We start from the raw sequence: 14,993 nt of genomic DNA, 5'->3' as shown, positions 1-14,993 counted from the left end.
GATGAACCTGTCGCGTCCGTTTATCTCCCGCCCGGTCGCCACCACACTGTTGGCGCTCGGCATCGCGCTGGCCGGGATTTTTGCGTTCACCAAGCTGCCGGTCGCGCCGCTGCCGCAGGTCGACTTTCCGACCATTTCGGTGCAGGCCACGTTGCCGGGCGCGAGCCCGGACACGGTGGCGACCAGCGTCGCGAGCCCGCTCGAACGGCATCTCGGCTCGATCGCCGACGTCACCGAAATGACCTCGCAGAGCTCGGTCGGCTCGACGCGCATTACGCTGCAGTTCGGCCTGAACCGCGACATCGACGGCGCCGCGCGCGACGTGCAAGCGGCCATCAACGCCGCGCGCGCCGATCTGCCGGCGAGCCTGCGCAGCAATCCGACATATCACAAGGTGAACCCGGCCGACGCGCCGATCCTGATCCTGGCGCTCACGTCGAAGACGCTCACCGCCGGCCAGTTGTACGACTCCGCGGCCACCGTGCTGCAGCAATCGCTCTCGCAGGTGGACGGCGTCGGCGAAGTGGATGTGAGCGGTTCGGCCAATCCGGCGGTGCGCGTCGAACTGGAACCCAATGCCCTGTCCCACTACGGCATCGGTCTCGAAGACGTGCGCGCGGCGCTTGCAGCGGCCAATGCGAACAGCCCGAAGGGCTCGATCGAGTTCGGCCCGAACCGCGTGCAGATCTATACCAATGACCAGGCGAGCAAGGCGTCGCAGTACAAAGATCTGGTCATCGCGTACCGCAATGGCGCGGCGGTGAAGCTGTCCGACGTGTCGGAAGTAGTCGATTCGGTCGAAGACCTGCGCAACCTCGGCCTCTTCAACGGCAAGCGTTCGGTGCTGGTGATTCTGTACCGCCAGCCGGGCGCAAACATCATCGACACCATCGACCGCGTGATGGCGATGCTGCCGCAGTTGCACGCGTCGCTGCCCGGAGACGTCGACATCGCGTCGGCCGGTGACCGTTCCACGACGATCCGTGCGTCGCTGAAGGATACCGAGCACACGCTGATGATCGCCGTAGCGCTGGTGGTAATGGTGGTGTTCCTGTTCCTGCGCAACTGGCGCGCCACGCTGATTCCGAGCGTGGCCGTGCCGATCTCGATCATCGGCACGTTCGGCGCAATGTATATGCTGGGCTTTTCGATCGACAACCTGTCGCTGATGGCGTTGACGATCGCAACCGGCTTCGTGGTCGACGATGCGATCGTGGTGCTGGAAAACATCTCACGGCATATAGAAAACGGCGTGCCGCGCATGAAGGCCGCCTTTCTCGGCGCTCGCGAAGTCGGCTTCACGGTGCTGTCGATCAGTATTTCGCTGGTCGCCGTATTCCTGCCGATTCTGCTGATGGGCGGCATTGTCGGGCGGCTGTTCCGCGAGTTCGCGCTGACGCTGTCGCTGGCGATCGGCGTGTCGTTGCTCGTCTCGCTGACCTTGACGCCGATGATGTGTTCGCGCCTGCTGCGCGAGCCGCACGAAAAGACAGAAGAAGGACGCTTTGGACGCTGGCTCGAACGCGGCTTCACGTCGATGCAGCGCGGTTATGAGCGCACCCTCGGCTGGGCGCTGCTGCATCCGCGCCTGATCGTGACGATTCTGCTCGCGACCATCGGCCTGAACATCTGGCTGTACATCATCGTACCGAAGGGCTTCTTTCCACAGCAGGACACCGGGCGGCTAGTCGGCGGCATTCAGGCCGACCAGGCCACCTCGTTCCAGGCGATGAAGGGAAAGTTCTCCCAGATGATGGAGATCGTCGGCAAGAACCCGGCGGTGAACAGCGTGGCCGGGTTCACCGGCGGCCGTCAGACCAATTCCGGCTTCATGTTCGTGACGCTGAAGCCGAAGAGCGAGCGCAAGCTATCCGCCGACCAGGTGATCCAGCAACTGCGCGCCCCGCTCGGCGACGTGGCCGGTGCGCGGACCTTCCTGCAGGCGGTGCAGGACATTCGCGTCGGCGGCCGGCAATCGAACGCGCAGTATCAGTTCACGCTGCTGGCCGATTCGACGCCCGATCTGTATCTGTGGGGACCGAAGCTCACTGAGGCGCTGCAAGCACGCCCCGAACTTGCCGACGTGAATTCCGACCAGCAGCAAGGCGGCCTCGAGGCGATGGTGACGATCGACCGCGCCACCGCCGCGCGCCTCGGCATCAAGCCGGCGCAGATCGACAACACCTTGTATGACGCCTTCGGCCAGCGCCAGGTATCGACGATCTACAACCCGCTGAACCAGTATCACGTCGTAATGGAAGTGGCGCCGAAGTACTGGCAGAGTCCGGACATGCTGAAACAGATTTACATCAGCACCTCGGGCGGCAGCGCGAGCGGCGCGCAGACCACCAACGCGCCGGCCGGCACGGTTACCGCGCAGACGACCGCGCCCGCCAGCACGAGCGCGACGATTGGCGGCACGGCGGGTACGACTGCGTCGAGCGCGGCGAGTATCGCCGCCGATTCCGCGCGCAATCAGGCGATCAATTCGATTGCGGCGAGCGGCAAATCGAGTGCTTCGTCGGGCGCGGCGGTGTCGACCTCGAAAGAAACAATGGTGCCGTTGTCGGCGATCGCGAGCTTCAGCCCGGGGAATACGCCGTTGTCGGTGAATCACCAGAGCCAGTTTGTGGCCTCGACGATTTCGTTCAATCTGCCGCCGGGTGTGTCTCTATCGACGGCGACGCAGGCGATATACGACACGATGGCGCAGATCGGCATGCCGGGGACGATACACGGCAGTTTTCAGGGGACCGCTCAGGCGTTCCAGCAGTCGATGTCCGACCAGCCGATTCTGATTCTGGCCGCGTTGGCGGCGGTGTATATCGTGCTGGGGATGCTGTACGAGAGTTATATCCATCCGCTGACGATTTTGTCCACACTGCCGTCCGCGGGCGTGGGGGCGTTGCTGGCTTTGCTGTTGTTCAAGACGGAGTTCAGCATCATCGCGCTGATTGGGGTGATCTTGCTGATTGGCATCGTGAAGAAGAACGCGATCATGATGGTGGACTTTGCGATTGAAGCCTCCCGGCTGGGGATGTCGTCGCGGGATGCCATTTATCAGGCTTGTCTGCTGCGGTTCCGGCCGATCATGATGACGACTTGCGCGGCCCTTCTTGGGGCGTTGCCGCTGGCCTTTGGGCGCGGGGAAGGGGCGGAGCTGCGGGCTCCGTTGGGGATTGCCATTGTGGGTGGGTTGATTGTCAGTCAGATGCTGACGCTCTATACCACGCCGGTGGTGTATCTCTATATGGATCGGATTCGGGTGCGGTGGGAGTCGAGGAAGGCTCGCAGAGCTGGCATGGCGGCTTCTTGATTTTTTTGCCTCGGCGTGGCGGGAGCCCTTGCTATCACTGCTGCAACTGCAATACACCGACGTTTTATTTGGTCTGCATTCGCGTACCTTCACTCGCTTGCAGAACTGATCTTTTGAAATAAGCGCACAGACAAAACGCACCGAGCAGGCAAAAAACCCAAGCAAAGCCCAACGCCGCAGGCCAACAGACAAACAAAGGACGGCGCAGCCAGCTACCCTCAGAGCCTCTGTTCAACAGCAAGCAAAAAAACCCGCCTCCACTGCTTAGCCTGCCGCTCGCCCAGCATGGGCAAAACCCAAACCTGATGTTTAGCGTCTTTGACCTTCAAAGCGACCTGCCATCGAGCATCATGGCCCTGCACCTCAGCGCCAAGCAGATCGGCAAAGATATAAGCGCCCTGCTCGCCGCCAAGGCGAATCTCACATAGCCGCTTACCGGCAGCAAGCCGGACCGAACCCCAGGTTCCCTTAAGCTCATGAGTCCAATCGCCATCGCTAATATTGGAAGCCACTTCCTTCCGGCGGCGCCACCAATAAACAACCGCAGCAATCAAAAGCAAACCGGCAAGAACGGCGACCCCAACAGCAACGGCCAAGCCAAAAGCCGCCTGCAAGGCATAAAACGCGCGCACTGCACCATACACCAGTGCGATCAGCGCAATGAGTGCAACAATAATCGGCATCGCAAGTCCACCCGGCAAAAAAACTCAGGCTAGCACGAGCAACGCGAAACCTCGTGGCAAAAAACCATTGCAAAAACCGCACAGCCGCGCGAAGCAAGCTGTTACGGCTGCTTATGCGTCTGCGCCCATTCCTTCACCGCCTTCAGCGTGTTCTCGACGTGCTTCTCCGGCGACAGGCTCGTGTACTCGTAAATGACCTTGCCGTCCGGTGCGATCACGTACGACACCCGGTTGGCCATCGAGCTATACATCGGCAAGCCGGCATCATATGCGCCGATCACCTTCGCGTCGGCATCGGCCGCCACCGGGAATTTGCTGCGGCATTCGCTCACCGAAAACTTCGTCAACGTGCCGATGTTGTCGTGCGACACGCCGATCACCGTCGCGCCATATTTCTTGTACTCGTCGACGGCTTCGGCAAACTCGTGCGCTTCGATCGTGCAGCCTTTCGTGAAGGCCGCCGGATAGAAATACAGCACCACCGGCCCTTTCTTCAGTTCGTCGGAGAGCGAATACGTGTAGGTCTTGCCGCCCAGCGAAGCCTGTGCGGTGAACGGTGGCGCGGCATCGCCCGGCTTGAGCGTGGCCGCGGCCGTCAGCGAATGCATCGCGAATCCCACCGACAAGACGGCGGCCAGTGCCACCGGTATGAGTCTTCTCTTCATCTGCAGTCCCTCGAAACGGTAATGCGCTCTGTGGGCGCAATCAGCTGAAGGTCGCGGCGTTCAGCGGAACGCCGGCAACCTCGACGCGCCATTGGATCACGTACAGATCAGGTACGTAAGAACCTGCCTAAAGGATGCATGCGAAAAGGATACATCCGCGAACCCGCGCCTGCAGCGGCACGACCTGACGCAGCGCCGCTCAGGCCTCAGGCGGCCACTTCTTCGATATGCGCGCCGAACCACGCCGCAGCGGACAGGTTCAGCTCCGCCAGCACCTCGGGCGTGAGCGCCGCGAAGCCGGGCGGCGCATCGGGGCCGGCTGCGATCGAGGTGGCATCGCCCCCCTCGCCGGCCGCTTCGGCAATTCGCAACAAGGTGCCGAGCGCGCCGCCGCGCGTGACGATCGCGTCACGAATCTGCTGCGCCAGCCCAAGTTTCTCCAGGACAGCCGCGGGCGTGCTGCCGAGCACCACGTGCACCAGAGAAAAAATGCCGGTCATGAAAGCGGCATCGGCAAATTCGTCATCGGATGGCCGCAGCCAGCTTGCAGCCAATTCCATGAAGCGCGAGCGCGTACCGGCCAGCTGCACCAGCGGATCGGCCCGCCACGGCAGATCGCCACTGTCCGCGTACAGCAGCAGCTGCGCCCAGCGCGCGATCTGCCGCGTGCCGGTGGCAATAATGGCCTCGCGCAGCGAGGCAATATTGCGCCCCAGCCCGAACGCGCTCGAATTGACGAGGCGCAGCAGTTGCACCACCACGCTCGGGTTCAGCTTGAGCTCCGCTTCGAGCTCGAAAATCCCGGCATCGCGCGACAGCAGCGCCAGCAAACGCAGCAGGCCGGGGCGCGGCGAGCGGTTGCGCGGCGCGGCCAGCACCTGCGGCCGCGCGAAGAAGTATCCCTGGAACAGATCGAAGCCGAGGTCGCGAGCCAGTGCAAAGTCTTCGCGCGTCTCGATCTTCTCCGCGATCAGTGTCTTGCCATGGCTGCGTACCGTCGACGCCAATTGATCAAGCGCGGACCGCTCGGCCTGCAGGAAGTCGATTTTGACGATGTCGGCGTGCGGCAGCACGGCGAGCAGTTCGTCCGACAGTCCACTGACATCGTCGAGGGCCACCTGGAAGCCCGCGCGGCGCAATTCGGTCAGCCGGCGGGCCAGATGCACATCGAACTTGACGGTTTCCAGGATCTCGAGCACGAAGCGCTCGGGTGGCATCAGGTGGACGATGTCGTTAAAGAGCAGCGCGCGGTCAATATTGACGAAGCCGCGGTGCTGGCCGAGTACGGCCGCCACGCCGATCCCGCCGATCGCGCGAGCCACGACCTGCGCCGTTGCCTGGGCGTCGTCGCTGACCTCGGCGTAGTTATGCGAGCCGGCTCGAAACAGCAATTCATAAGCATTGAGCGCGCCGTCGCGGTCGAGAATCGGCTGGCGGCCCAGATAGACGAACTGTGCTCCAGACGCCGGGTCGGCATCTGCGGCGCACTGTTCAAGCGCCTCGGCGTGCCGGGGGGTGGCCCAGACAAAGTGACGTTCAGACATGGATCATCGGTGCAAGTGTTCGGAAAGCTACGCAGCGACGTCATAGCCGGCACTGCACAACGGGTTTGACCTATTAACGGATGCGAAGCCGCTGCACTTTAACCGAATCGCTCCCGCGGCGGTGCCCGGCTGCGCCGCCCCCCCCTTGCCATGCGTTTTTTGCAGCACGCGCTAAAGATTTCCCCGCGCGAGTCGTTATCTTGTTCTGATGGGGCGGCCTGATACCGCTTGACCGCCCGGACCCGGCGGGCAGCGAGCCGCCCCGCCTGCAGACGAATACAGGTTGCCAGCGACAAACATGGAAGCGAACAGGATCACCGCGCCCCGCCGGGGCTCCTTGCGCACGGTCATCGACCGGTTTCGCGCGTTCGGCCGGCGTGCCCACAGCAAGCCGCAGGCAGGCGCAAGCCGCACTGCGCAGCTGGAACAGGTGGTCGGCGCCGTCGACCTGCTGGCGCGCGTCGACCAGGAACTGCGCTTCCTTTATGTTTCCGACGCCAGCCTGCGCTTCATCGGCTATCACCGCGAGTATCTCGAGACCATTACGCTGCACGATCTCGTGGCGCCCGCCGACGTGTCGCGCCTCGACGCGCTGCTGACGCGCGCCACCGCTACGGGCAATGTCGAGAAAGCCACGCTCGGTCTCATCAAGTCGCTGACCTATCCGGTCACGGTCGAGCTGCGCGTGGTGCGCAGCAGCCCCAACGGTGCCGACGGCTATGCGATCGCCGGCTTCGACGTGTCGGCCTGGCGCGCCACCGAGGAACGCCTGACCCAGGCGCTGCACCTCGACCGCCTGACGAACCTGGCCAATCAGCCGGCGCTGATCCCCGCGCTGCTCGACGCGCAACGGCAAGCCGACGTCCACGGCACGCCGGCCGCGCTCCTGCTGCTCGACCTCGACGACTATCAGCGCGTGAACCGCGCGCTCGGCTACGATGCCGGCGACGAGATGTTGCGCGACACCGCGCGGCGTCTATTGAATATGACGAGCCCGAGCGAGACGGTGGCGCGGGTCGCGAGCGACGAGTTCGCGATCCTCGTGAAGCCTGCCGCGAGCCGCACCGACGCGGCCGCCGCGGCCGAAACGCTGGCGCGCCGCCTGTTGACCGCGATCCAGCAGCCGTATGTTTTTAGCGGCCAGCAGGTGCATCTGTCGGCGAGCATCGGCATTGCGCTCTACCCCGATGTGCGCCACGCCAACGACAACGCCGCCCACGACACGCACCTGCTGCGCTGGGCCGACCATGCCTTGCTGCAGGCCAAGGCGGCCGGCGGCAACACGCTCGCCTTCTACGTACCGGACGACAACCCCGCCGACGCCGAGCGCCTGAAGCTCGAGGCCGACCTCTACGACGGCGTGCGCAACGGCGAGTTCTCGCTGCACTTCCAGCCGATCACGAGCAGTCGCACGCACGGTGTCGTCGGCGTCGAAGCGTTGATGCGCTGGTCGCATCCCGTGCATGGCCTGGTTCCCCCTTCGATGTTCATTCCGCTCGCGGAATCGATCGGCCTGATCAACTTCCTCGGCAACTGGGTGTTGAAGGTCGCCTGCATGCAGTTGATCCAGTGGGACGCGCAGGGCATCTCATTGCAATACGTGGCCGTCAACGTGTCGCCGCAGCAGTTCCGCGATCCGCGTTTCAAGGACAGCGTGCGCGAAGCGATCGAGTTGACGGGCATCGATCCGCGCCGCCTTGTGTTCGAGATCACCGAAAGCCTGCTGATGCACGACCCGGCGCATGCCAAAGTCCTGCTCGAAGAACTGACTGCGATGGGCATCCGCTTTGCCGTCGACGATTTCGGCACCGGCTATTCAAGCCTGGCTTACCTGCAACGATTCCCCTTGGCCAAGCTCAAGATCGACAGGAGTTTTGTCGAGAATCTGCTAACCTCCCGAAACGATCAAGCCATCGTTAGCGCGGTCGTCGGACTGGCGCAAACACTCGATCTCGAACTGGTTGCCGAGGGCGTCGAAACAGAAGCACAGCGCACCCTGCTCACCGAGATGGGCTGCGACCACATTCAGGGTTGGCTCGTCTGCAAGGCGTTGCCTTCCGACGAACTCGCGCAGCGTTTCGAAGCGCGCACGCTCCACCTGCACACCGCATAGCGATGCAGGCGAACCTCGTGCACAGCGCAAGATGCCGGCCTAACGCCGGCGTGGCACTCATTGGAACATGTATGGCTTTGGCGGGACTCACATGGTAAAGGCCGCAGTGCTCGACCGGCTCTGGACGCGAATGAGCGAGCGCGGCGATTTCCCTATGCTGTCGCAGTCGTTGCGCACCACCATGGCGGCGATGAACAACGACGACCTCGACTTCACCGGCCTCGTGCAGGTCGTGTTATCGGATTTCGCATTGACGCAAAAAGTGCTGCGGCTGGCCAACTCGGCCATGTACATGGCGTTTGGCGGCAACATCACCACCGTGTCGCGCGCACTGATGGTGCTCGGCATGGACGCGGTCGGCCATCTGGTGGTCGGCCTGAAAATCGTCGACCACTTTCATCACAGCGCGCCGCGCCGCATCGACGCGAAACTCGAATTGAACCGCACGCTGCTGTCGGGCTGCGTCGCGCGCAAGCTGACCGAGCGCGGCGATCTGCGCGCCGGCGAAGAAGCGGTGGTCTGCACGCTGATGCGGCAGATCGGCAAGCTGCTGGTGGTGTTCTATCTCGACGCCGAGTGGGATCAGATCCGCTGCCATATCGAAGACGGCACACTCGAAGCCGATGCCTGCGTGCTGGTGCTCGGTGTCACGTTCGACGAAATCGGCGCCGAAGCGGCGGTACGCTGGCGCTTGCCCGATATGATCCGCTCCGGCATGGGCGAGTTCGATCCGCTGGATGTCGAACAGCCGCGTCAGGTGCAGTGGCTGCGCGCCATCACCAACTATTCGACGGCTGTTGCCGACGTGCTGACCCAGCAGAACATGCCGGACTGGCAGCGCGAGGAGCGCATCGCCGAACTGGCGCAGGGATACAGCCATGCCCTGAATACCGATCCTGACGTGCTGCATCAGATGAGCGTTGCGCTCGCCCGCGAGGAAGGCGGCGACGGCGTGATGCGCGAGATCGTCGAGTTGCGCGCCAATGCGGACGCGATTGCGCGCGAGGCGCTCGATCCGGAAGCGCGCATCGCCGCGGGGGTGGGCGATCTGCGCAGTCTGCCGGACGGCAGCGCGCTCGCGCCGGCACTGGCGCTGGCCGCGGAAACCGTGCTGGCGGCACTCGGCTTTGCGCGCACGGTGGTGTTCGTGAAGCATAGCAACGGCACCTTCAAGGCGCGCCTCGGACTCGGTCCGAAGATCGACGCGGCGCTGCCGAAGCTGACCTTCAACACCGCGTTCGAGCCCGACGTGTTTCATCTCGCGATAGCGAACTCGGTCGGCATCTTCATCGAGAACGCACGCGACCCGAAGATGGTCGCGCGATTACCGGAATGGTTCCGCCGCTCGTTCGACGATGCCCGCGCCTTCGTGCTGCTGCCGGTCGTCGACGAAACCGATCAGACGGTGGCGCTGTTATACGGCGACTGGTCGCATACCCAGGAGCCGCGCCGGATATCGCAGAAGGAAATGAGCGCGTTGAATGAACTGGCAAAGGAGTTAGGACGTTTTTTTGGCTTGGGGCAGATGCAGGAAATGGAGACGACGTGAAGACGTGGCGTGATCGTTGATCACGGTGCTTCACCGTCACCGGTTTTGTATTTGCCCTAAGTCGAGTTTGCCGAGGCTCGCCGCCAGACTCAGGCGCGCGACGAACCAGTCGGATTGGGTTGCGATGCTTTGATGCCTTGCGGCAACGAGCGCATCTTGCGCGTGCAACAGTTCAATGATGCTCGCCACTCCGGCTTTATAGCGCGCCTGAACGGCGTCGAACGCCAAGGCGGCGTTTTCCTGCAAGGCCTCGGCCTGCTTCACGGCTTGTGCACCCGCCCGCACTGCCTCGTAGCTTTTCCAGACGTTCAGCGCGACTTGCTGTTCGGTCTCGGCGAGGTTCGCCTGTTGAAGCTCCGTTTGTGCCCTCGCCTCGCGAATCCGATAAGTCGAACCGAAGCCTTCGAAAAGCGGGATCGTGACTCGAACACCGACATAACTACTGCGCGACGTCGAGGACACCCCTCCAGTTGGTCCAATCGATGCCGTTGGCCTATTGCTGACCGAGCTCCCAGCCTGGAGTCGAACGCTCGGCAAAGCTTGCGCTCGCAAGCTGTCCTCCGAAGCCTCCGAGGCGCGCAGTTCGGCACGCGCCGCCAGCAGACGGGGATGATTGTCGACCGCCTGATCCAATAGCGTCCTGATCGCGTCCAATTGCGGCGCGGTTCCTTGCATGGCTGCCGACGCATCCGCCAGCACGATCGGCACATCGGGACTTAACCCCATATCGATCGCCAACGTACCGGTCGCTTCGTGCAGCGCGCTATTCGCCTTGACGACGCCCAGCATTGCCTGATCATGCGCCGTGCGGGCCTGCAATTCGTCAGCGACCGATGCAACGCCGGAGCGCGTCCGAGCGTGCGCGGCCGCGAGACTTTGCGCCGCGTTGGTTTGCGCTTCATGCGCGGCTTCGGCCTGCGCTCGTGCGGTCACAGCGGCGAAATAATCGTGGGTGCTCGTATAGAGCACGTCGAGCACCACACCATTGAACGATTGATTCGCCGCGGTCATCAATTCGCGCGCCTTCCTGACTTCCGCCGAACGCGCACCGAAATCGAACACGACCCACTCGAATGCCAACTCGGCCGCTCGTGCCGTGCCGTTGTACGACTCCTGCGCCGCCAATGCGTTTGCTGAAGCCATGCTTCCGCGATTGAGCGAGCCATTCAGATTCCCCGTGAGCGTCGGCCATTGAGCGGCCCGCGCTTCGCCCAAACGCGCGGCTTGAACCTGCGCGCTGGCCAATGCACGACGGGTGAGCGGATTGCGGCACAATGCGCGCGCCGCCACGTCTTCAAGTCTCAGCGGCTCGCTCGGCAAGCCAAATTCGCAAGCCGCCACCCCCGTGACTTCCGAAACGCTTAAAGCGACTGGCGGCACAGTGATTTCGAGTCGAGTGCCGAGCGGATCAAAACCGCCTGTCCCGGCCTGTGCGCCTACCCCAATTGGCAGGATCACGGCGGCAACGGCAAGGAGGCCACGCAAGGCAAGCCACCTGCGCCGTACGGATTGATGCTGACTATCGCTCATGCAGACTCTCTTCGACCCTCGTCAGCAAAGGGCTCAGAAAATATTCGATCAATCTGCGCTTGCCCGTTTTAATCTCGACGCTCGCTGCCATGCCGGGACTGAGCGCCACACGCTGACCGTCGATCATCATGCTCGACTGATGCAGTTTCACCCTCACCGCGTAGATCAGCCCGCGTTTTTCATCTTCGATGGCGTCGTGCGACACGCTAACCACCTCAGCCGGCAGCGTGCCGTAGCGGGTATAGAGAAACGTTTCAAGCTTCGCGGCAGCGGGTTGTCCCACGGCGACAAACCCGATGTCCTTGTTCTCCAGGAACGCCTCGATCTCAGCGGGACGTTCGTTCGGGACAATGACCATCAAAGGCTGGGCAGCCGTCACGACGCCACCAACCGTGTGCACAGCAAGCTGCTGGACGGCACCGTCGACCGGCGCCTTCAGTGTCATAAAGCGATCATGCGCGTCCGCCTTGATGTATTCCTGGCGAAGCTCGGCCGCTTTTTGCGTCGCGGTTCCAAGATTTTCGAGCGTCGCACGGCGGGTCGAAGCAACGAGTTCTTCGCGCTGACGCCGAGCGCTCACGATCGCTGCGCCTATCTCGCCGATGCGGCTTTTCTGCGCGGCCAACTCGCCTTCCTGCTCGATGCGCACCTGCTGTTTCTCCAGATACTCATGACGTGAAACGTAATTCTTCGCAGCGAGCTCGTTGAAATCCGCTTCGCGGGCGCGGGCAATTTGCAACGTGCTTTGTAACCGGTGGATCACCGCGCCGACCGTTTGGAGCTCGGCCGCATTGCGTGCAATTTCCGCGTCCAGGCGCGCGAGCTTCGAACGAAACTCAGCAAGTTCGCCATCGAGGAAGCGTTGCTCCTGTTCAACGCGAGCCACAGGCGGCAATAGTTCAGCCGGCACCTGCGTGTTCGCGCCGACGTCGATGCGTTGAGTCGAGCCGCTATCGATGCCTGCGAGCAACGCACGAGCGCGAGCGGCGCTGAGCCAGCTTTCCGCCCAGTCGTCGCGCAAACGCAAACGATCCGCTGACGACGCCGTCGAGTCCAGTTCGACGAGGACATCACCCGCCTTTACGAGCTTGCCGTCGCTGACATGTATCGCGGTAACTTTCGCCGTTTCTATCGACTGGATAATTTTCGCGCGGCCGTCCGGGACGATTTTTCCTTGTGCGGTCGCGACAATATCGATCTTGCCGAAGACTGCCCAAAGCAAGGCAATCAGCAATAGCGAAACGATTGTCGCCATTGCAACGCGTGGCAACGGTGAAACTGGCCGGCGTTGCAACTCCAGTGCGGCAGGGAGAAACTCAGATTCGCCGGCTGACCACAACGGGGCGTTCCGCTCGCGCGCCTGCCATGCCGCGCGCCACACTTTCAGATACTGGCGCGCCAGATCCCGGGTGGCCCCTAGCCACAGCAGAGCACGGATCGTCATACTCCCGCCTGCAAATGCCAAAGCTTTGCGTAGGCACCCTTTGCACCAACAAGAACGTCGTGCGGGCCTTGCTCGATGATCGTCCCGCGCTCCATCACAATGATCCGGTCGGCACGCCGTACCGCGGATAAACGATGAGCAATCACCAACACCGTGCGCCCACGGCAGATTGCCCGCATATTGTCCTGCACGATGCGCTCCGACTCGTAGTCGAGCGCGCTGGTCGCTTCGTCGAAGATCAGAATGCGTGGCTCACGCATCAGTGCGCGGGCAATTGCGATGCGCTGCCGCTGGCCGCCCGAGAGCGTCGAGCCATGTTCGCCGACCGCTGTGTCATATCCTTCCGGCAGGCCAACAATAAACTCATGCGCACCGGCCAGTTTTGCGGCATGTATCACCGCATCGAGCGGCGCACCGGGATCGGTCAGCGCGATGTTGTCGCGAATGCTCCTGCTGAATAGCACGTTCTCTTGCGATACAACGCCGACCTGGCGCCGCAACGAGGTCGTGTCGATCAGCGCGAGGTCTTGCCCGTCGATCGTGATACGACCGCCTTCCGGCGTATAGAGCCGCTGCACCAGCCTGGTCAGCGTGCTCTTGCCCGATCCCGACTGCCCGACGATGCCAATCACCTCGCCCGCTGCGATCGACAGGTTCACGCCGCTGAGAATGGCCGGACCGTCCGCCCGATAGCGGAATACGACATTCTCCAGTTCGATACGACCTTTGACGGCAGGCAGCGCGCTCTTCGCACCGGCCGCTTCCGTGCGGCTGTTCAAGATGTCGCCTAGACGCGCGACTGAAATGCCCGTTTGCTGGAAATCGGTCCACAACTGGGCGAGCCGCATGATCGGCCCCGCAACCTGACCGGCCAGCATGTTGAATGCGATCAACTCACCGACCGTGAGCTTGCTGTCGATCACGAGCCGCGCCCCGACCCACATCAGCGCGACAGTGACGAGCTTGTTCACCAGGCTAACGCCACCGCTTGCCCAAATGCCGACGGTTGAGGCACGAAAAGTCGCACCGATATAGGCTGCAAGCTGGTTGTCCCATTGACGCGTCCACTGCGGCTCAACCGCCATCGATTTGACTGTGTCGATACCGCTGATCGTTTCGACGAGAAACGACTGATTCTCTGCACTGCGAGCAAATTTCTCATTTAGTCGCCGGCGGAGTACTGGCGTGCAAACTACCGAAAGCAGTACATAACACGGTAACGAAACAAGCACGATCAGCGTGAGCCAACCACTGTAGAACAGCATCACCGCGATGAAGACGAATGAGAACAACAGATCCATCACAAGCGTGATTGCGTTACCGGTCAGAAACGCGCGAATGTTCTCCAGTTCGCGAACGCGCGCGACTGAATCGCCGACACGCCGCGCCTGGAAATACGCAAGCGGCAATTTGAGCAGATGGCGGAACAGACTCGCCCCGAGTTCGACGTCGATCCGGCTCGTGGTATGCGCGAATACGTAGCTGCGCAACGCGGTTAGCGCGACATCGAATAGCACGACGATCGTGAGTCCGACGGCGATCACGTCGAGCGTGGTCAGTCCGTGATGCACCAGGACCTTGTCCATCACGACCTGGAAGAACAGCGGCGTGATCAGCGCGAGGACCTGGATAAAGAACGAGACAACAAGCACCTCGCACAGAAGACGCCGGTACTTGATTAACGCCGGAATAAACCAGGTGAAGTCGAACTTCGTCAGCTCGCCGAGCAACGACGCGCGTGAGGCGAACAGGATCACTTCTCCGGACCAATCGCCTTTTAATACTTCGATGTGGATAGAGACGGGCTGCGCGGCATCGGGACGCTGGATCACCGCCTTGTTCTTTTCTATGCGACCGATAACAAAAAAGTCGCCGGCCTGATCGATGGCGACAGCAGGCAGTGCGAGCCGATCCAGACGATCCCAGCGGACTTTTGTGTGCTTCGCGTTAAGCCCGAGCGATTTTGCGGCAAGCAGGAGTTGTGTTGTTTTGAGTGGCTCCGATCCAGGCTTGAACTCGTGCGCCAGTTGATCCGGATCCGCCGCGATGCCGTGATAGCGGGCCAGCATGACGAGGCAGAAGATGCCTGTGTCGATGGAGGGAGCGTCGGAATTGAGCGGAGACTGCTGCGTATGTTCGCTACGCGGGG

Annotated in this window: 9 protein-coding genes; 3 read left to right on the top strand and 6 right to left on the bottom strand. The window is 62.3% G+C overall.

The window, feature by feature from the left end:
* Window position 1: 1 nt before the first annotated feature.
* Window positions 2–3,316: an efflux RND transporter permease subunit gene (locus tag AYM40_RS06495; RefSeq protein ID WP_063495504.1), complete on the top strand. Its 3,315-nt coding sequence runs from the start codon at window positions 2–4 to the stop codon at window positions 3,314–3,316.
* A gap of 218 nt (window positions 3,317–3,534) precedes the next feature.
* Here the strand turns inward: AYM40_RS06495 and AYM40_RS06490 are convergent, their stop codons facing one another.
* From AYM40_RS06490 to AYM40_RS06480, 3 genes are all read right to left on the bottom strand, one after another.
* Window positions 3,535–3,999 (bottom strand): hypothetical protein, encoded by a 465-nt coding sequence (locus tag AYM40_RS06490; RefSeq protein ID WP_063495503.1) that lies wholly within the window; start codon window positions 3,997–3,999, stop codon window positions 3,535–3,537.
* Between the two features lie 101 nt (window positions 4,000–4,100).
* Window positions 4,101–4,664 carry a peroxiredoxin gene (locus AYM40_RS06485; protein ID WP_063495502.1) on the bottom strand — a complete coding sequence of 188 codons (564 nt, stop codon included), beginning with the start codon at window positions 4,662–4,664 and terminating at the stop codon, window positions 4,101–4,103.
* 206 nt (window positions 4,665–4,870) lie between these two features.
* A complete protein-coding gene (locus AYM40_RS06480) occupies window positions 4,871–6,208 on the bottom strand; it encodes an EAL and HDOD domain-containing protein (protein WP_063495501.1) in 1,338 nt (445 codons plus the stop codon).
* 298 nt (window positions 6,209–6,506) lie between these two features.
* On the opposite strand from AYM40_RS06480, the gene AYM40_RS06475 reads away from it, so the two are divergent.
* Together AYM40_RS06475 and AYM40_RS06470 are read left to right on the top strand one after the other, a co-directional pair.
* Window positions 6,507–8,321, top strand: a complete 1,815-nt coding sequence (locus tag AYM40_RS06475) for a putative bifunctional diguanylate cyclase/phosphodiesterase (RefSeq protein WP_063495500.1) — start codon at window positions 6,507–6,509, stop codon at window positions 8,319–8,321.
* Window positions 8,322–8,412: 91 nt separating this feature from the next.
* On the top strand, window positions 8,413–9,870 hold the full coding sequence (locus AYM40_RS06470) for an HDOD domain-containing protein (RefSeq protein WP_063495499.1): 1,458 nt from the start codon (window positions 8,413–8,415) through the stop codon (window positions 9,868–9,870).
* Window positions 9,871–9,906: 36 nt separating this feature from the next.
* On the opposite strand, the gene AYM40_RS06465 is transcribed toward AYM40_RS06470, so the two are convergent.
* Genes AYM40_RS06465 through AYM40_RS06455 form a run of 3 tightly spaced genes read right to left on the bottom strand, consistent with a single transcriptional unit; the run spans window position 9,907 to window position 14,913 of the window.
* Entirely contained in the window at window positions 9,907–11,400 is a 1,494-nt protein-coding gene (locus AYM40_RS06465) for a TolC family protein (protein ID WP_082854968.1), read from the bottom strand.
* Window positions 11,390–12,844 carry an HlyD family type I secretion periplasmic adaptor subunit gene (locus AYM40_RS06460; RefSeq protein WP_063495498.1) on the bottom strand — a complete coding sequence of 485 codons (1,455 nt, stop codon included), beginning with the start codon at window positions 12,842–12,844 and terminating at the stop codon, window positions 11,390–11,392. The genes AYM40_RS06465 and AYM40_RS06460 overlap by 11 nt, the downstream gene beginning before the upstream one ends.
* The gene (locus AYM40_RS06455) at window positions 12,841–14,913 is read right to left on the bottom strand and encodes a type I secretion system permease/ATPase (protein ID WP_236720940.1); all 2,073 of its coding nucleotides are present in this window, start codon (window positions 14,911–14,913) and stop codon (window positions 12,841–12,843) included. Before AYM40_RS06455 ends, AYM40_RS06460 begins: the two co-directional genes overlap by 4 nt.
* Between the last annotated feature and the right edge of the window lie 80 nt (window positions 14,914–14,993).

This window comes from Paraburkholderia phytofirmans OLGA172 (genome assembly GCF_001634365.1).
In the GTDB taxonomy this organism is placed as follows: Bacteria; Pseudomonadota; Gammaproteobacteria; order Burkholderiales; family Burkholderiaceae; genus Paraburkholderia.
Note: the sequence above shows the minus strand (reverse complement) of the source record. Positions and strands in the feature narration are given on the sequence as shown.

Bases quoted from the DNA above. Each gene is read 5' to 3' on its own strand.
- AYM40_RS06495 (WP_063495504.1), top strand. From the start codon at position 2: ATGAACCTGTCGCGTCCGTTTATCTCCCGCCCGGTCGCCACCACACTG.
- AYM40_RS06490 (WP_063495503.1), bottom strand. From the start codon at position 3,999: ATGCCGATTATTGTTGCACTCATTGCGCTGATCGCACTGGTGTATGGT.
- AYM40_RS06485 (WP_063495502.1), bottom strand. From the start codon at position 4,664: ATGAAGAGAAGACTCATACCGGTGGCACTGGCCGCCGTCTTGTCGGTG.
- AYM40_RS06480 (WP_063495501.1), bottom strand. From the start codon at position 6,208: ATGTCTGAACGTCACTTTGTCTGGGCCACCCCCCGGCACGCCGAGGCG.
- AYM40_RS06475 (WP_063495500.1), top strand. From the start codon at position 6,507: ATGGAAGCGAACAGGATCACCGCGCCCCGCCGGGGCTCCTTGCGCACG.
- AYM40_RS06470 (WP_063495499.1), top strand. From the start codon at position 8,413: ATGGTAAAGGCCGCAGTGCTCGACCGGCTCTGGACGCGAATGAGCGAG.
- AYM40_RS06465 (WP_082854968.1), bottom strand. From the start codon at position 11,400: ATGAGCGATAGTCAGCATCAATCCGTACGGCGCAGGTGGCTTGCCTTG.
- AYM40_RS06460 (WP_063495498.1), bottom strand. From the start codon at position 12,844: ATGACGATCCGTGCTCTGCTGTGGCTAGGGGCCACCCGGGATCTGGCG.
- AYM40_RS06455 (WP_236720940.1), bottom strand. From the start codon at position 14,913: ATGCTGGCCCGCTATCACGGCATCGCGGCGGATCCGGATCAACTGGCG.